The organism is Rhizobacter sp. P5_A1, assembly GCF_056400745.1.
The window spans coordinates 348,068-365,624 of record NZ_JBFUKR010000001.1; the positions used below are offsets into that span (position 1 = coordinate 348,068).

Consider the following 17,557-nt stretch of genomic DNA (forward strand, 5'->3'; position numbering starts at 1 on the left):
GCCTGGAGAGCCGCGACTGGCGCTACTTCAAATTCCCGGCGAGGAACCCCCGCAGCCGCGCGCTCGTCGGTGCCGACAGCACCACACGCGGGTCACCCTGCTCCTCGATCAGGCCCTGGTGCAGGAACACGACATGGCTCGCGACCTCGCGCGCGAAGCCCATCTCGTGCGTCACGACGATCATCGTGCGGCCCTCGGCCGCGAGGTCGCGCATCACACGCAGCACCTCGCCGACGAGCTCGGGGTCGAGCGCCGAGGTCGGCTCGTCGAACAGCATCACCTCGGGCTCCATCGCCAGCGCCCGCGCGATCGCGACGCGCTGCTGCTCACCGCCCGACAGCTGCGACGGATACAGGCCCTGCCGGTGCGCGACGCCGACGCGCTGCAGCAGCGCCTGCGCGCGCGCGATCGCCGCAACGCGCGGCACGCCGAGCACGCGCATCGGGGCTTCGATGACGTTCTCGAGCGCCGTCATGTGCGACCACAGGTTGAAGTGCTGGAACACCATCGCGATGCGCGAGCGCAGGCGCTGCAACTGCGGCGCATCGGCGGCCCGCAGCTCGCCGTGCCGGCCGGCCTCGAGGCGCAGTTCCTCGCCCGCCAGCACGATGCGCCCGGCATGCGGCTGTTCGAGCAGGTTGATGCAGCGCAGCAGCGTGCTCTTGCCCGAACCGCTGGCGCCGATGATCGCGATCACGTCGCCGGCGTTCGCGGTCAGGTCGACGCCCTTCAGCACCTCGGTCGCACCGAAGCGCTTGTGAAGGTTCTCGACCTGCAGCGCCGGAATGGAAGATTCGGTCATCGGGAAGAAGGCGTTCAGTGCCGCGACCGCAGGTGCGCGAGCCAGCGCGCCTCGGCGCGCCGGAACAGAGCGACCAGCGCGAAGGTCAGCAGCAGATAGAACAGCGCGGCGGTGACGAAGGCCTCGAACGGCAGGTAGAAGCGCGAATTCATCTCGCGCGCCGCGCCGGTCAGGTCGAGCAAGGTCACGACACTGGCCAGCGAAGTCGCGTGCAGCATCATGATGACCTCGTTGCTGTAGGCCGGCAGGCAGCGGCGCAGCGCCGACGGCAGCACGATGCGCCGCATCAGCAGCGCCCACGACATGCCCAGGCTGCGCGCCGCCTCGACCTCGCCGTGCGGCGTCGCGCGGATCGCGCCGGCGATCATCTCGGTCGTGTAGGCGCAGGTGTTGAGCGCGAACGCGAGCACCGCGCAGAACCACGGGCTCGCGAACCACGGCCAGAGCGGGCTCGCGCGCAGCGCCTCGAACTGCGCGAGGCCGTAGTAGACGAGGAACAGCTGCACCAGCAGCGGCGTGCCGCGGATCACGTAGGTGTAGAGCCAGACCGGCGCACCGATCGGCACGCCGAGCCAGCGCCGGCTCGACGCGCGCATCACGCCGAGCGGCAGCGCGGCGACCAGGCCGAACGCGAGCGCCAGCGCGAGCAGTTCGAGCGTCGTCAGCAGCCCGGCCCCATAGGTCGGCAGGCTCTCGGCGATCGCGCTGAAATTCATAGGCAGCCTTCGTGCCGCGCACTTCGGTGTTCGCCCTTGGGGCGGCCCGGCGGGCTCACAGCGCCGCGACCTTCACGCCGCGCGACACGCGTTGCTCCAGCGCGCGCAGCGCGAGCACCGAGACGCTCGTGATCGCGAGGTACAGCACCGCGACCGCGAGAAAGAACGTGAACGGCTGGCGCGTTGCGCCGGCCGCCTGCTGGGCCTTCTGCAGCATGTCGTTCAGGCCGATCAGCGAGACCAGCGCGGTCGACTTCACCAGCACCAGCCAGTTGTTCGTGAACGACGGGATCGCGAAGCGCAGCATCTGCGGTGCGGTGATGCGGCGGAACAGCGTCCACGCCGACATGCCGAACGCGCGCCCGGCCTCGACCTGCCCCGGCGGGATCGCCAGGATCGCGCCGCGGAAGGTCTCGGTGAAGTAGGCGCCGAAGATGAAGCCGAGCGTCGCGACGCCGGCGACGAACGGGTCGATGTCGACATACTCGATGCCGAGCCGCTGTGCGAGCGCGTTCACCGCGATCTGGCCGCCGAAGAAGATCAGCAGCATCAGCACCAGGTCGGGCACGCCGCGGATCACGGTGGTGTACACGGTCGCGGCGCGGCGCCAGAAGGTCGAGCCCGAGAGCTTCAGCGCCGCGCCGGCCAGGCCGAGCACGAGCGCCAGCGCGAGCGACGCGAGCGCGACCGCCAGGGTCAGCGCGGCGCCTTCGAGCAGGCTCGGCAGGTAGCCCTGCAGCATCGCGGGCAGTTCGGCCTACTTGCCGTAGACGTCGAAATCGAAGTACCGGTCCTGCAGCTTCTTGTAGACGCCGTTCGCGCGGATCGCCTTGATCGCCGCATTGACCTTGTCGCGCAGCGCCGTCTCGCCCTTGCGCATCGCAACGCCGACCCCGGTACCGAAATACGCCGGGTCGTCGTAGACCGGCCCGGTGAACGCGTAGCCCTTGCCGGCCGGCGTCTTCAGGAAGCCGACGTCGCCGGCGACCGCGTCGACCAGCGTCGCGTCGATGCGGCCGGCCGCGAGGTCGAGAAAGACCTCGTCCTGCTTGGTGTAGCGCTGGATCGTCGCGCCGCTGAACTTGGCGGTCGCGTAGCGGTCGTTGATCGTGCTGCGCTGCACGCCGATCTTGTGGCCCTTGAAGCTGCCGGGCGAACCGTCGATCGTGACGCCGCGCTTCGCGATCAGCCGGTTCGGCGTGTTGTAGTACTTGTCGGAGAAGTCGACCGCCTTGAGCCGCTCGGGCGTGACCGACATCGACGCGACGATCAGGTCGAACTTGCGCGCCTGCAGCGCCGGGATCAGGCCGTCGAAATCCTGCTGCACCAGCGTGCACTGCGCCTTCATCTCGGTGCACAGCGCGTTCGCGATGTCGATGTCGAAGCCGATGATCTTGCCGTCGGCGCCGACCGAACTGAACGGCGGGTAGGCGCCCTCGACGCCGATGCGCAGCTTCGACGGCGCGTCGGCGGCGCGCGCGCCCGGTGCGAGGATCAGCAGCGCGAGCGACAGTCCGGCCAGCAGCTTCTTCATCGAGTTCTCCGTGGGGTGTGGGCGGGCGGATCGCCGCCGCCGAGGGTTCCCACTGTAATGGCGGCGCCGGCAGCGGCTGCCGGCGGTGTTCCAATTGACGCCCGACAGAATCGCGCAGCCTGCATGCGCCATGCGAAACATGAACACGAGTTCCGCCGCCCTCGCGGCCCCGCCCGCCCCGCGCTGGGCCTGGCTGCCGCCGATCGGCAGCAAGCGCTACTACCTGATGCTGGGGCTGCTCGGCGCGCTCGTGCTGGGGCCGCTGGGCGGCGTGACGGCGTCGTACATGAACTTCTCGATCGGCTTCTTCGTCGGCGGGCAGGTGCTGGCCGGCATCCTCGGCTCGACCGTGACGCTGGGCTATGGGCCCGAAGGCAAGCACGGCGCGAACTACATGCAGACCGCGGCGGCCTCGGTCGCCGGGATGGCCGGCATGGGCGTGCTGATCCAGGCGATGGTCTGGATGGGCCTGCCGCAGCCGCCGCTCTGGGAGCTGATGCTGTTCATGGGCGCGATCGGCATGTTCGGCGCCGGTGTCGGCATGCTGTACACGCCGATCCTGGTCGACCGGCTGCAGCTGACCTTCCCGTCGGGCCTGGCGGTCGCCAACATCCTGCGCGCGCTGACCGACCCGGTGCTGCTGCGCATGTCGGTCGGACGGCTCGGCACCGGCATGGGCCTGGGCGTCTTCGGCGGCCTGAGCGCGGCGAAGGTCGCGATGATCGGCGCGATCGATCTGTCGACCTCGACCGTGGGCGCCGGCATGCTGGTCGGCGCGCGCATCGGCATCGCCGCGCTCGTCGCCGGCGTGACCGGCACGCTGCTGATCCCGTACTTCGTCTCGATCGGCTGGCTGCATGCCGGCGAGCCGTTCCGCAAGATCACGTTCCTGATCGGCCTCGGGATGATCATGGGCGCCGCGATCCTCGACATCGGCCTGATCCTCGTCGAGGCCGCACGCCGCTGGCGCGCGCCCCCGGCAGCGCGAGCCGCGGTCGAAGATGACGAAGACTGGAAGCGCACCAGCACCGGCCGCCTCGTCGCGTGGGTCGCGTTCTGGGGCGCGGCGGTCGTGTGGATCGGCGCGAGCGTGATGCACCAGCCTGTGTTCTTCATGGCGATCGCGATCCTGCTGGTATTCGTGTTCGCGATGGTCAACGGCATCTCGCTCGGCATCAGCGACAGCAACCCGATCTCGTCGGCCTTCGTCACCGCCGTCGTGCTGATGGCCGCGCTCGGCCTGAAAGACCCGACGGTCGGGCTGATGGCCGGCGGCATCCTGCTGGTCGCGTGCAGCGTCGCCGGCGACATGCAGCAGGATCGCTCGACCGGCTGGCGCCTGGGCACGCCGCGCGCGATCCAGTTCCGCTTCCAGGTCATGGGGCTGGTCGTCGGCGCGATCCTCTCGGTCGGCTTCGCGAAACTCTTCATGAGCGCCTACCCGGTGCTCGGGCTCGACCAGACCGTGATGCAGGCCGGCGCGCAGCCCTCGCAATGGCTCTCGGCGATGACCTACAAGTTCGTCGGCGTGCTGCGCAGCCTGACCGACGACAAGCCCTACCAGCGCACCGCGATCGTGCTTGGCATCGGGCTCGGGCTGGCCACGCAGATCGCGCGCAAGCTGCTGTTCGCGTGGGCACCGTACGAGCGCTTCAAGCGCAGCGGCAAGGCCGGCGGCGCGGCCGACTTCGTGATCGACGCGGTGCTGCTGCCCTCGCCGTACGCGTACTCGTTCGGCACCTTCCTGAGCCTCGCGACCTCGGCCTGGTTCGCGGCCGGCGGCGTGATCACCAGCGCGTCGAACTGGCTTGCCGACCGCGGCGCGGCCACGCGCCGCAGCGACGACACGCTGGCCGACGACATGAGCACGACCTCGCTGATCGGCGGCGGCCTGATCGCCGGCGACGCACTCGCGGCGCTCGGCCTGGGGATCGTCGGGCTGCTGGCGACGGTGGCGGGCTGAACGCCGCGGCCCCGGGGCCGCAAGCAAATCTATCGTCTGAATATGCGGCAGACAGTTTTTCCTTGCGGTGTCTTCACCCACACTGCCGGGCATGGTCAGCAGCCTCCTCTTCATGCGCAGCAAGCTCTTCGTGCCCGGCGCGCGCGCGGAGCTGTTCGACAAGGCGCTCGCGAGTGCGGCCGACGCGGTCTCGTTCGATCTCGAGGATTCGGTCGCGCCGGCGCGCAAGGCCGAGGCGCGGGCGCGGGTCGCCGCGGCGCTGCGATCGCCCAGCGCGCGCGCGGCACGGGCACTGCGCATCGTGCGCATCAATGCGCTCGGCAGCGCCGAGTTTGAAGACGATCTGCACGCCGTCGTGCGGCCCGGCCTGGACCTGATCAACCTGCCCAAGACCGACTCGGCCGGCGATGTGCGCCAGGCCGTGACTGCAATCGAGCGCGCCGAGGCCGCGAACGGCGTGCGCGAGCCGATCGGGTTGCTTGTGAACATCGAGAGTGCCGCGGCGCTCGGGCGCGCCACCGAGATCGCGGCCGCGCACCCGCGCGTCGTCGGCCTGCAGCTCGGGCTGGCCGACCTGTTCGAGCCGCTGGGCATCGCGCGGCGCGACGCCGCCAACGTGCACGCCGCGATGTTCGCGCTGCGCATCGCGGCCGGGGCCGCCGGCGTGTTCGCCTGCGACGCCGCGTTCACCGATCTGCAGGACCTGCCGGGCTTTCGCGCCGAGGCGCAGATGGCGCGCCGCCTCGGCTTCGGCGGCAAGAGCTGCATTCACCCGAGCCAGATCGCCGCCGCGAACGAGGTCTTCGGTCCGGACGCCGCCGAGCTCGCTGCCGCGCGGCGCATCGTCGAGGCCGCGCGCGGGGCCGGCGAGCGTGCAGCGTTCGTCGTCGATGGCCGCATGATCGACCCGCCGTTCCTGAAACGTGCCGAGGCCATCGTGGCTGCCGCGCGCGCTTCGGCTTCTTCGACCTGAGCTTGCGCCCTGAGCTGCTGCCCATGACCCGTCTCCGTTCCTGCGCGGGCTTGCGCGCGCTGTTCGCCGCCCTGCTTGTCTCGCTGCTGTGGCCGCTGAACGGCCATGCCGACAACCTCGCCGCGGTGCGTACCGGCACGCTGCCCGCGCTGCCGAGCGCGGCCGCGCTGCAAGGGCTGGCGGTCATCGACGGCCGACCGGTCGCGATCGGCAGCGCGGGCAGCTGGGTGCTGGCCGACGACGCCACGGCCTGGGTGCCGACGCGATGGCACCCTGATGCGCCGCTGGTCGGCGTCGCCGGCAACGGCCGGCAGGCCTTCGTGCTGCTGGGCGCGAACGAGCTGGTCGAGCGCGTCGCGCGCTTGACGCTCGCCGGCGGCGTGCCGGCCACGCAGGCCTTGCCGGTGCTGCCGGTGCCGCTGCAGTCGGCGCGCGCTGCGGTCAGCGCCGACAGCCTCTACGTCGCCGGGCTCGACGCGGCCGGCGACGCGCGCGTGCTGCAGATCCAGCCCGGCACCGCGGCGCCGCAGTGGATGTCGCGCCGCGGCTGGCCGGGCCGCGCCGCGCCGACCTCGCTGCTCGCGCAGACCGGCGCGCTGTTCGTCACGACCCACGACGACAAGGATGGCGCGGCCGACCGGCTCTGGCGCTGGTCGGCCGATGCCGGCTGGCAGGCCAAGCCGCACGCCCCGGGCAGCGTGCTCGCCGGCGCGGCGCGCGCGGTTGGCCAGGCGCACGGCCTGTACCTGCTGGCCGCGCCCGACGCCGGCGCACCGAAGCTGATGACGATGCACACGATCACCGGCTCGTGGGCGACGCTGGCCAACGCCGACGCCGCCAGCGCGCGCTCGGTCGCCGCATGGCACGACGGCCTGCTGTGGGCACGGCCCACGGCCGACGGCCGGGCCGCAGCGTTCGGCAGCGCCGAGATCGAGTCCGGCAAGCTGCTGCTGCGCTGGCTCGACTGGATCGTGATCGCGGTCTACCTGGTCTCGATGCTCGGCATCGGCCTGTACTTCTACCTGCGCGAGAAGCGCAACTCCACGTCCGACTTCTTCGTCGGCGGCCGCACGATCCCGTTCTGGGCCGCGGGCGTGAGCCTGTACGCGGCGAACACGAGCTCGATCAGCTACATCGCGATTCCCGCGAAGGCCTTCGAGACCAACTGGCAGTACCTGACGAACAACCTGGTCGCGGTGCTCGCGCTGATGTTCGTCGCGGTCTGGATCGTGCCGCTGCTGCGCCGGCTCGACCTGATGAGCGTGTTCTCGTACCTCGAGACGCGCTTCCACCCCGCGATCCGCATGCTCGCGAGCGGCCTGTTCATCGTCACGCAGCTCGGCAGCCGGATGAGCGTGATCCTGTTCCTGCCGTCGCTGGCGATCGCGACGATCACCGGCATCGACGTGGTCTGGAGCATCCTGCTGATGGGCGGCTTCACGATCGTCTACACCGCGCTCGGCGGCATGAAGGCGGTCGTCTGGACCGACATCGTGCAGCTCGTCGTCAAGATGGGCGGCGCGCTGTTCGCGATCGGCTTCATCGTCTACGCGCTGCGCGGCGGCCTGCCCGAGCTCGTGTCGACGGCGCTGGCCGAGAACAAGACGAAGCTCTTCGACTTCAGCTTCGACCTGACCAAGGCGACCGTCTGGGGCTTCGTCTTCCTGGTGCTGTTCGACGTGGTGCTCACGTTCCCGAAAGACCAGGTGCTGATGCAGCGCACGCTGTCGACGAGCTCCGCGAAAGAGGCCGGCCGCTCGGTCTGGATGCTGGCCGCGATCATGATCCCCGGCGGCTTCGTCTTCTACTCGATCGGCACCGCGCTGTTCGTGTTCTACAAGGCGCACCCGGAGCGCATGAACCCGCTGCTGTCGATCGACGCGACCTTTCCGTTGTTCATCGCCGCGGAGCTGCCGATGGGCATCACCGGGCTGATCATCGCCGGCATCTTCGCCGCCGCGATGGCGACGCTCTCGAGCATCATGAACAGCGTGTCGACGCTCGCGTCGGTCGACTTCTACGAGAAGCTCGTGCGCCACCCCGACCCGGCCAAGAGCGTGCGCTTCGCCGAGTGGATGACGGTCGTCGCCGGGCTGCTCGGCATCGGCTGCGCGCTGCTGCTGTCGCGCTACGACATCCACTCGCTGTTCGACGTCTCGATCGAACTCGCCGGCCTGCTCGGCGGCGGCTTCGCGGGCGCGTACACGCTGGGCATGTTCACTCGGCGTGCGAACTCGGGCGGCGTGGCGATCGGCGTCGCCTCGAGCATCGTGCTGACGACGATCGCCTGGTCGATGAAGCTCGTGCACCCGTACTTCTACCTGGCGATTTCGATCATGCTGTGCATCGTGATCGGCTACGGCGCGAGCTTCCTGTTCCCGCAGACGACGCGCTCGCTGAAGGGGCTGACGATCTACGCCGACGATGTGGACGAGGTCGGCGATGTGCCCGGCGTCGCCCGTTCGCCGGTGCGCTGATTCACCTTGACCCGCCACGCATAGTGCCCACCCTCGCCGCCCGCGCCGACCGCCTGCAGATGGTTCGTCACCGCCTTGCGCCAGTCCGGGCCATTGTTCGCGGTGCTCATGTGCGGCGTCTTCGAATGGTGGAAGGCCACGTCGCCGCGCCGCATCGGGCACGCGACCCTCTTCGATTCATCGACCTCGCAGGTCAGCAGGTCGCTCTGCACGCCGGCCACGCCGTGGTGCGGCAGCACGCCGAGGCGATGCCCGCCATCGATGAAGTGCATGCAGCCGTTGACGGCATCGACATCGTGCAGCGGGATCCAGCCGGTGATGCCGCGATCGAACAGGTTGCGGCCCCAGTAGCCTTCGTCCTGGTGCCAGTACGTCGGCACGCTTTTCCCGGGCGGCTTGCCGAGGAACTGGTCGTACCAGAACTCGAGCGGCATCGCCATCAGCTGCGCGCCGAACGCGACCAGCCACCGGCGATAGGGCTGCACCGCGATGTCTTTCCAGACCTTGGCCGGCGACGACTGGACGATGCGGAACGAGCGCTCCTCGCGCTTCTCGTCGGCGCTCCAGGCCCAGTCGTTGGCGAGCGTTTCCTTCTGCGCGAGCAGCGTGTCGCAATGCGCTTCGAGGGCGTCGAGCTCGGTGTGCGCGATGGCGTCCCTGACGACCAGGAAGCCGTGTTCGGCGAAGGACTCGATCTGCTCGGGGCGAGCGACGGGATAGTTCATCATCGATCGGCTTCGTGGCGCACGCGTCGCGGTGCCCGAGAATTGTCGAATCGCCCGTCGCGCGCAACAAGCGAGCGCGCCTATCTTCTGACCCAAGTTCTGACCCAAGAGCGGCCGTGGACACCCAGTTCCTGAACACCTTCGTCGCTGTCGTCGATCACGGCTCGATGGCCGCGGCGGCGCGGCTGCTGAACATCACGCCGGCTGCGGTCGCGCAGCAGATCCGCACCTTGGAGCGCGAGATCGGCGCGCCGCTGATCGCGCGCGCCGGGCGCACCGTCAGCGTCACCGAGGCGGGCTCGCGCATCCTGCAGCGCTCGCGCGATCTGCTGCGCGACGTGGCCGATCTCGGCACCGTCGCGAACGACGATGCGACCGCCGGCGAGCTGCGCCTCGGCGCCGGCACGAACGCGCTGACCGGCATGCTGCCCGACATCCTCGCGCGCATGGTCGAGACCTTTCCGCGCATCAAGGTGTTCATCAAGCCGGGCTACTCGCCCGACCTGCACCGCGCGGTCGAGAGCGGCGAGCTCGACGCCGCGATCGTGCTGCAGGCGCCGTTCGCGCTGCCCAAGACCTGCAACTGGGAGCTGCTGCGCGAGGAGCCGCTGGTCGTGCTCGCGCCCGAGCGCATGACGGGCCGCGACCCGCACGAGCTGCTCGCGAACGAGCCGCTGATCCGCTACGACCGCCAGCAGTGGGGCGGCCGCCAGGCCGACCAGTACCTGCGCATGGCCGGCATCGTGCCGCACGAACGCTTCGAGCTGAACGCGCTGAACGCGATCGCGGTGATGGTCGATCGCGGCCTCGGCGTCTCGCTGGTGCCCGACTGGGCCCGGCCGTGGCCCGAAGGGCTGCGCCTCGTGCGCATCCCGCTGCCGCGCGCGTTCGAACCGCGCCGCATCGGCGTCGTGTGGTCGCGCGCGACGATCCGCATCCGGCTCGTCACGGTGTTCCTGCAGGAATGCCGCGCGACGATGGCCCGGCACGGCCCCTCATGACGCATCCCCGTGAGCGGCGACGCAGCGTGGCGAAGGCGCGGTGACAAGGGCGGCAGGACTGTCCTGCTGGTCGCGCTGCTGGCCGGTCACCTGGCTGCGTTCTGGCTTCTGAACGGCGGCGCCCGCATTCGCGCGGAGAAGCCGAGGCCGGGCGACCGGGTTTCGCTCCGCCTCATCCCGGCGTCCCCTGCCCGAGACCGCACCCAATCCGCCGACGTGTGGCACCCATCTCGGCCAGCTGCGCCGAGACCGAGAGAGGCGCCGGCGCGCGCAGGCGCCCGCTCAGGCCCGGAGAACGGCGTTTCGGCCACGCCCGGTTCAAGCCCTGGCGAGGACGCCGAGGCGCCAGCCGATCGCGCCGCCACACCACCCGCACCGCTCGACCTCAAACTCGCACCGCGGGATCGCGGTGGGGGTGCGGCGACTGCGCGCGATCGGGCCCTGACGGACCCGCGCGCCAACTCCATTCGGCTGACGTTCGGCGAGCGCATGGCGATCGCCGCCGGCAACCTCGAATGCGTGCTCGAAGAGCGCCAGCCCGACGGCTCGACATGGCGCGGGCCCGGGCGCATCGTCGACGTGCCCACGGCGACGTCCGCCCTGGGTGGCGCAGGCACGGTGAAGCAATGCGTCCGGGTTGCGGGCGCGGGCCGATGACGCGGCGAAGCGGCCTGTCGGCCCTGTCGCGGCCCACGCTGACAAAGCACAAAAACTAGAGCCTGAACATAGTCACGGATAGTTTCACTTCGGTTTCGATTCCACCAGACTCGCCGCATCGCGGGCTGCACAAGCCCGCGGCATGAATCCAAACCAAGAAATGAGACAAGCCATGAGACAACTCCCCGCCTCCCTGACGCTGCTCGTTCTCGCGGCGGCCATCAACAGCGCATGGGCACAGCAAGCCGCGCCGGCACCCGCATCGGCCGCCAGCGCGGCCGAGCTCGAACGCGTCACGATCACCACCGGCACGCGCAGCGCGAAGGCGGTCGACAAGATCCCCGGCGCGATCACGCTGGTCTCGAAGGAGGAGGTGCAGCACACGCTGGCCGTCACCGAGGACGCGACCGCGGTGCTGGCGCGCACGGTGCCGGGCTACTCCGAGTCGTCGCAGGCGATGAGCAACACCGGCGAGAACCTGCGCGGGCGCATCGCGCTGCGCCTGTTCGATGGCGTGCCACAGGGCTCGCCGCTGCGCGAAGGCACGCGCAACGGCACCTTCACCGACATGGGCGTGATCGGCCGCATCGAGGTCATCAACGGGCCGTCGGCTTCGGAAGGCATCGGCGCGGCGGGCGGGATCATCAACTACATCTCGACGGTGCCGACCCGGCCCGGCAACGAGTTCACGCTGACGACGCGCTACACGAGCCAGTTCCACGACGACAGCGGCGGCTGGAAGATCGGCGGCCTGTTCACGCACAAGGACGATGCCTGGGACCTGATCGCCGCCGTGTCGCACATCGAACGCGGCATGACCTACGACGGCCACGGCCGGCGCATCGGCCTGAACACCAGCGGCTCGGTCGCCGACTCGAAAGCCGACAACGGCTTCGTCAAGGTCGGTCTCAATTTCGGCGAAGGCAACGAGCAGCGCGTCCAGTTCTCGGCCAGCAAGTTCAAGATCAAGGGCAACGGCAACTACCACCTGGTCGACGGCAATCGCAACACCGGCGAGACCAACACCTCCGAGCCGGGCGGCATCCACGGCACGCTGGCCGAGTTCAACGACTTCTCGCAGGGTCAGGTCACCTACGCGCACAACAACCTGTTCGGCGGCGTGCTGACGCTCAGCGCCTACTACGCCGATCAGGCGATGCGCTATCCGGCCGAGAACGGCGACGACCGGCAAGACCCGCTGATCGCGCCGCTCGGGCAGCTCTGGGACCAGTCCGAGATCCGCTCGCACAAGAAGGGGCTGCGCAGTGCGTACGCGCACCAGGACTCGTTCGGCATCATCGGTCTCGAGCTGCGCGGCGGCCTCGACCTGACGCAGGACAAGGCCGACCAGCGCCTGGCCGTCACCGACCGGCTGTGGGTGCCGCCGATGACCTACAAGAGCGTCGCGCCCTGGTTGCAGGTGTCGTACGACATCGGCCCGGTCACGATCTCGGGCGGCTACCGGCGCGAGTCCGGCAAGCTCAGCGTCGATTCGTACACCACGACCTACTTCCGCAATCGCGTCTTCGTGCAGGGCGGCGACCTGAGCTACAAGGCCGATCTGCCGAACCTGGGCGTGATCTGGCGGCTGCCGGCGAACTGGTCGGTGTTCGCGTCGGCCGGCAAGGGCTTCACGCTGCCGAACGTCGGCATCCCGCTGCGCAACGTGAACTACCCCGGCCAGTCGGTCCAGGGCATCGTCGACCTGCAGGCCGTGACGGTCAAGAACAACGAGGTCGGCGTGAACTGGCGCAGCGCGATGGGCGCCTTCAGCGCGTCGTACTACGAATCGAAATCGAAGCTCGGCCAGTCGCTGTCGATCGATCCGGTCACCAACGACTTCGTGCTGAATCGCGTGCCGGTGAACATCAAAGGCATCGAGGTGTCGGGCGACCTGACGATCAACAAGGAATGGAAGGCCAGCGCGCTGTACTCGCACATCGTCGGCAAGACCTGGTTCACGAAGAACGGCCCGCTCGACAAGAACCTCGGCGTGCTCGACATCAACCCGGACAAGATCGGCCTGTCGGCGACCTGGAAGTTCCTCCCGAACGCCGACGTGACGCTGGGCTCGACGACCCTGCTCTCGCGCGATCTGAACGAAGGCACGTCGTCGGAAGAGCACACGAAGGGCTACACCCTCTTCGACCTGGGCGCGAACTACGACATGAACAAGTACGGCAAGCTGACGCTGGGCATCGAGAACCTGACCAACAAGTTCTACATCCTGAGCTGGTCGCAGGTCGCCGGTTTCCGCAACTACTGGTCGGGCCGCGGCCGCGTCTTCTCGCTGACGCACACGATCACGTTCTGACCCCCGAGCGCCCTTCCGTCCCACCGCGGCGCGGCGCGCGCCGCGATATCGTCGAACCATGAAGTCGCCCGTCGCGTCGCCCGCCGTTGTCCTGAGCTGCCTGCTCGCGCTGGCCGGTGCGGCCGTGGCCGCGACCGCGCCACCGTTGCCGACGGCCGACCCCGCGGCCGTCGGCTTCGACGCCGCCCGCCTCGGCCGGCTCGACACCTTCATGCACGGCGCGACCGATGCGCGCGGCTACCTCGGTGCGGTCACGCTGGTCGCGCGCCACGGCAAGCTGGTGCAATGGCAGGCGTATGGCTCGCGCGACCTGGCACGGCGCGAGCCGATCGCGAAGGATGCGATCTTCCGCATCTACTCGATGACCAAGGCGCTGAGCTCGGTCGCGGTGCTGATGCTGATGGAGGAAGGCCGGCTCACGCTCGACGATCCCGTCGCGCGGCACCTGCCCGGCTTCGCGACGCTGCGCGTGTTCGCCGGCGGCACGGCCGATGCGCCGGTGCTGCGCGCACCCGAGCGCACGCTGACGATCCGGCACCTGCTGACCCACACGGCCGGCCTGGCGACCGGCGGCGCCGGTCTCGAAGAACCGACCCGGCTGCTGACCCGCGCCGAGCTGCCGCGCTCGGCCGACCTGGCCGAGTTCGCCGACCGTGTCGGCCGCGTCCCGCTCGGCGCCGATCCGGGCACGCGCTTCAACTACGACGGCGTCAACACCGAGGTGCTGAGCCGCATCGTCGAGGTCGCGAGCGGCGAACGCTTCGAGGCCTTCCTGCGCCGGCGCATCTTCGAGCCGCTGCGCATGGTCGACACCGGCTTCGCGGTGCCGACCGCCCAGCGGGCGCGCCTCGTCGAGATCACGACGAGGGGCCCCGACGGCACGCTCGCGCTGCTGCCGGGCCGCGCCGGCACGCAGCCGGGCGAGATGCTGAACCCGTACCCCAGCGGCGCCGGCGGCCTGTACTCGACCGGCCCCGACTACCTGCGCTTCTGCCAGATGCTGCTCGGCGGCGGCACGCTCGACGGCGTGCGCCTGCTCGGGCGCAAGAGCGTCGAGCTGATGATGCAGAACCAGCTCACGCTGCTCGCGTCGCCGGTCACTTCGCTCGGCCCCGGTGAAGGCTTCGGTCTCGGCGGCTCGGTCATCGTCGACGTGGCGCGGCGCGGCCGGCTCGGCACGATCGGGGCCTTCGGCTGGTCGGGGGCCGCATCGACCTACTTCACGATCGACCCGAAAGAGGAAATGATCGCGATCCTGCTGATGCAGCATCTGCCGCGCGATGATGCGGCCGACCTGCCCAAGCTCGCGACCCCGTTCTACAACCTCGTCTATCAGGCGCTCCGATGACCCACCCACTCCCGGGCAGATCGACACCATGATCCTCGTCGCCGGCTCGGCCAACCTCGATTTCGTCGTGCGCGCGGAACGCATCCCCGCCCCCGGCGAAACCGTGCTCGGCCGCGGGTTCCAGACCTTTCCCGGCGGCAAGGGCGCGAACCAGGCGGTCGCCTGCGCGCGTGCCGGCGGCGCCGCGACGCAGATGCTGCTCGCGCTCGGCGACGATGCCTTCGCCGCGCCGATCGAAGCCTCGCTGCGCGATGCCGGCGTGCGCCTGCAGGTCGTGCGCGTGATCGGCGAGCCCACCGGCACGGCGTTCGTCTGCCTCTCCGACAACGCCGAGAACGCGATCACCGTGGCGCCGGGCGCAAACGCGCTGTTGCGGCCCGCCGACCTGCCGTCGCTGGCCGGTGTCAGCCACCTGCTGCTGCAGCTCGAGACGCCGATCGAGACCGTGACCGCCCATGCGCGCAGCGCACGCGCCGCCGGCGTCACGGTGGTGCTGAACGCGGCGCCGGCGCGCGCGTTGCCGCCGGCGCTGCTGGACGCGCTCGATGTGCTGATCGTCAACGAGGGCGAGCTCGCGGCGATCGTCGGCATGGCCGTGGACACGCATCGCGACCTCGACGCCGCGCTCGCGCGCATCGACGTGCCCTGCGTGATCGTGACGCTCGGTGCGCAGGGCTGCCGCGCGCGCAGCGCCGGCGCGGTCGTCGAGCAGCCCGCGTTCGCGGTGCAGGCCATCGACACCACGGCCGCCGGCGATACCTTCTGCGGCGCGCTCGTCGCGGCGCTGAGCCAGGGCGCGGCGCTGCCGCAGGCGCTGCGCCAGGCCAGCGCCGCCGCGGCGCTCGCCTGCACGCGCGTCGGCGCGCAGGCCAGCATCCCGACGCGCGACGAGGTCGGCGCGTTTCTCGCGTCGCAGGCATGACCGTGGAATACAAGTTCTCGCACGTCACGACGGGGCGCTACCTGCCGACACCCGGCAAGGCGCCGGGCTGGCCGTTCGCCGAGATCGGCCACTGGCAGATGGACGTGGCCGGCACCGCCGACGACTGGATCCGCGACCTGCTCGACTGGCGCCGCGAGCACCTGATCCGCATCGGCTACGACGACACGAACTACCGCCGGCCCGAGCTGCAATGGGCGCAGCGCAATTTCGTGCACGCGCAGATGATGGTCGAGGACCGCTTCTTCTTCGACCCCGAGACCGGCCAGTACACCGTCGACCGCTACCTCGACGACCTGATCGAGCGCTTCGGCGGCATCGACAGCGTGCTGATCTGGTACGTCTACCCGAACATCGGCATCGACGACCGCAACCAGACCGATCTGGCTCACGACCTGCCCGGCGGCCTCGAAGGCCTGCGCGGTGCGGTCGACGCGTTCCACCGCCGCGGCGTGCGCGTGTTCCTGCCGACCAAGCCCTGGGACAACGGCACGCGCGAGCATCCGCAGCGCGACTGGCACGCGATCGCCGAGATCGTCAGCACCGTCGGCGCCGACGGCATCAACGGCGACACCTACAACGGCGTGCCGCGCGCCTTCTTGGATGCCTGCGACGCGCTGAACCACCCGGTCGTGCTGCAGCCCGAATCGACGATCTCGGCCGAAGAGGCGCTGATCTGGAACGTGCAGAGCTGGGGCAAGAAGGTGCCGCCCGACGTGGTCCCGTCGGTCGCGAAGTTCAAGTGGCTGGAACCGCGCCACATGATCAACCTCGAGAACCGCTGGGGCCGCGACCGCACGAACGACCTGCAGTACATCTTCTTCAACGGGGTCGGCTACAACGCCTGGGAAAACATCTGGGGCATCTGGAACCCGCTGACGCCGCGCGACGCCGAAACGCTGCGCCGCATCGCAACGATCTCGCGTCAGTTCGCCGCGCTGCTGGTCAGCGCCGACTGGCGGCCGTATGCGCCGACCTTGCAGGCCGGCGTGTTCGCGAGCCGCTTTCCGCTCGGCAGCCGGACACTGTGGACGCTCGTCAACCGCCACGAACACACGGTCGGCGGCGAGCAGCTCGCGGTCGCGCATGCCGAGGGCATGCGCTATTTCGATGTGTGGAACGGCGTGGCCGTCGAGCCGCGCATCGCCGACGGGCTGGCCACGTTCGAGGCGACGCTCGAGGCGCGCGGCTACGGCGCGCTGCTCGCGCTCGCACCGGATGCGTCGATCGACGGGCTCGATGACTTCCTCGCCCGCATGCACGAGCTCGCGGACGTGCCGCTGCAGTCGCTGTCGGCGCAGTGGCGGTCGCTGCCGCAGCAACTGCTGCCGATCGCGCCGACGGCGCCTGTCGCCGTCGCGCCCGAAGGCATGGTCGAGATTCCCGATGGCGCGTTCGACTTCGTCGTCGGCGGCGTCGAGATCGAAGGCCAGACGGGGGCCGGCGTCGACGTTCAGTACCCGTGGGAGGACAGCGCGCGCCGCGGCCATCGCCGGCGCCTGCAGATGCAGCGCTTCTTCATCGACCGGCACCCGGTCACGAACGCGCAATTCGCGGCCTTCATGCACGCGACCCGCTACCGGCCGCTCGACGACCACCATTTCCTGCGCGACTGGCGCGGCGGCCGCCCGCAGGCGGGCTGGGAGAACAAGCCCGTCACCTGGGTCTCGATCGAGGACGCACGCGCCTACGCGCAATGGGCCGGCAAGCGCCTGCCGCGCGAGTGGGAGTGGCAGTACGCGGCGCAAGGCCATGACGGCCGGCGCTATCCCTGGGGCAACACGTGGGACGCCGCCGCCGTGCCCGCGCCCAACCAGGGCCGCACGCTGCAGCCGCCGGCCGATGTCGATGCGCACCCGCGCGGCGCGAGCCCGTTCGGCGTGCTCGACCTGGTCGGCAACGTCTGGCAATGGACCGACGAGTACGCCGACGCGCACACGCGCGCCGCGATCCTGCGCGGCGGCAGCGCCTACCAGCCGCAGACCTCGCACTGGTACTTCCCGCAGGCGTACCGGCTCGACCAGCACGGCAAGTATTTGCTGATGGCGCCGTGCAAGGATCGCTCGGGGATGCTCGGCTTCCGTTGTGTCGTCGATGCTGAGTGACA

General features: G+C 70.0%; 14 protein-coding genes. 9 read left to right on the plus strand and 5 right to left on the minus strand.

Going from position 1 to position 17,557, the window contains the following annotated elements:
* Positions 1-22: 22 nt before the first annotated feature.
* Genes AC1DTW_RS01660 through AC1DTW_RS01675 form a run of 4 tightly spaced genes read right to left on the minus strand, consistent with a single transcriptional unit; the run spans position 23 to position 3,052 of the window.
* The gene (locus AC1DTW_RS01660) at positions 23-802 is read right to left on the minus strand and encodes an ABC transporter ATP-binding protein (RefSeq protein WP_477978441.1); all 780 of its coding nucleotides are present in this window, start codon (positions 800-802) and stop codon (positions 23-25) included.
* A gap of 14 nt (positions 803-816) precedes the next feature.
* Positions 817-1,518, minus strand: a complete 702-nt coding sequence (locus AC1DTW_RS01665; RefSeq protein ID WP_477978443.1) for an ABC transporter permease — start codon at positions 1,516-1,518, stop codon at positions 817-819.
* Positions 1,519-1,573: 55 nt separating this feature from the next.
* Complete coding sequence (locus AC1DTW_RS01670) at positions 1,574-2,260, minus strand: ABC transporter permease (RefSeq protein WP_477978445.1); 687 nt, start codon at positions 2,258-2,260, stop codon at positions 1,574-1,576.
* A 15-nt stretch (positions 2,261-2,275) separates the two neighbouring features.
* Positions 2,276-3,052 carry an ABC transporter substrate-binding protein gene (locus AC1DTW_RS01675; protein ID WP_477978447.1) on the minus strand — a complete coding sequence of 259 codons (777 nt, stop codon included), beginning with the start codon at positions 3,050-3,052 and terminating at the stop codon, positions 2,276-2,278.
* A 139-nt stretch (positions 3,053-3,191) separates the two neighbouring features.
* On the opposite strand from AC1DTW_RS01675, the gene AC1DTW_RS01680 reads away from it, so the two are divergent.
* The 3 genes from AC1DTW_RS01680 to AC1DTW_RS01690 all read left to right on the plus strand — a co-directional run bounded on the left by AC1DTW_RS01680 (position 3,192) and on the right by AC1DTW_RS01690 (position 8,465).
* Positions 3,192-5,015 (plus strand): OPT/YSL family transporter, encoded by a 1,824-nt coding sequence (locus tag AC1DTW_RS01680; RefSeq protein ID WP_477978449.1) that lies wholly within the window; start codon positions 3,192-3,194, stop codon positions 5,013-5,015.
* Between the two features lie 112 nt (positions 5,016-5,127).
* Positions 5,128-5,988, plus strand: coding sequence for an HpcH/HpaI aldolase/citrate lyase family protein (locus AC1DTW_RS01685; RefSeq protein ID WP_477978511.1), 861 nt, complete (start codon positions 5,128-5,130; stop codon positions 5,986-5,988).
* A gap of 23 nt (positions 5,989-6,011) precedes the next feature.
* Positions 6,012-8,465: a sodium:solute symporter family protein gene (locus tag AC1DTW_RS01690; protein ID WP_477978451.1), complete on the plus strand. Its 2,454-nt coding sequence runs from the start codon at positions 6,012-6,014 to the stop codon at positions 8,463-8,465.
* Here AC1DTW_RS01690 and AC1DTW_RS01695 read toward each other — a convergent pair.
* A complete protein-coding gene (locus AC1DTW_RS01695; RefSeq protein WP_477978453.1) occupies positions 8,402-9,193 on the minus strand; it encodes a phytanoyl-CoA dioxygenase family protein in 792 nt (263 codons plus the stop codon). The genes AC1DTW_RS01690 and AC1DTW_RS01695 overlap by 64 nt on opposite strands.
* A gap of 113 nt (positions 9,194-9,306) precedes the next feature.
* Here AC1DTW_RS01695 and AC1DTW_RS01700 point away from each other — a divergent pair, with 113 nt between their 5' ends.
* The 6 genes from AC1DTW_RS01700 to AC1DTW_RS01725 all read left to right on the plus strand — a co-directional run bounded on the left by AC1DTW_RS01700 (position 9,307) and on the right by AC1DTW_RS01725 (position 17,555).
* Positions 9,307-10,191: a LysR family transcriptional regulator gene (locus AC1DTW_RS01700; RefSeq protein WP_477978455.1), complete on the plus strand. Its 885-nt coding sequence runs from the start codon at positions 9,307-9,309 to the stop codon at positions 10,189-10,191.
* A 9-nt stretch (positions 10,192-10,200) separates the two neighbouring features.
* Positions 10,201-10,848 carry a hypothetical protein gene (locus tag AC1DTW_RS01705; RefSeq protein WP_477978457.1) on the plus strand — a complete coding sequence of 216 codons (648 nt, stop codon included), beginning with the start codon at positions 10,201-10,203 and terminating at the stop codon, positions 10,846-10,848.
* A 172-nt stretch (positions 10,849-11,020) separates the two neighbouring features.
* Positions 11,021-13,162 (plus strand): TonB-dependent receptor, encoded by a 2,142-nt coding sequence (locus AC1DTW_RS01710; protein WP_477978459.1) that lies wholly within the window; start codon positions 11,021-11,023, stop codon positions 13,160-13,162.
* 58 nt (positions 13,163-13,220) lie between these two features.
* Positions 13,221-14,510, plus strand: coding sequence for a serine hydrolase domain-containing protein (locus tag AC1DTW_RS01715; RefSeq protein WP_477978461.1), 1,290 nt, complete (start codon positions 13,221-13,223; stop codon positions 14,508-14,510).
* A 28-nt stretch (positions 14,511-14,538) separates the two neighbouring features.
* A complete protein-coding gene (locus tag AC1DTW_RS01720; protein WP_477978463.1) occupies positions 14,539-15,432 on the plus strand; it encodes a ribokinase in 894 nt (297 codons plus the stop codon).
* The gene (locus tag AC1DTW_RS01725) at positions 15,429-17,555 is read left to right on the plus strand and encodes an SUMF1/EgtB/PvdO family nonheme iron enzyme (protein ID WP_477978465.1); all 2,127 of its coding nucleotides are present in this window, start codon (positions 15,429-15,431) and stop codon (positions 17,553-17,555) included. The genes AC1DTW_RS01720 and AC1DTW_RS01725 overlap by 4 nt, the downstream gene beginning before the upstream one ends.
* Positions 17,556-17,557: the final 2 nt, after the last annotated feature.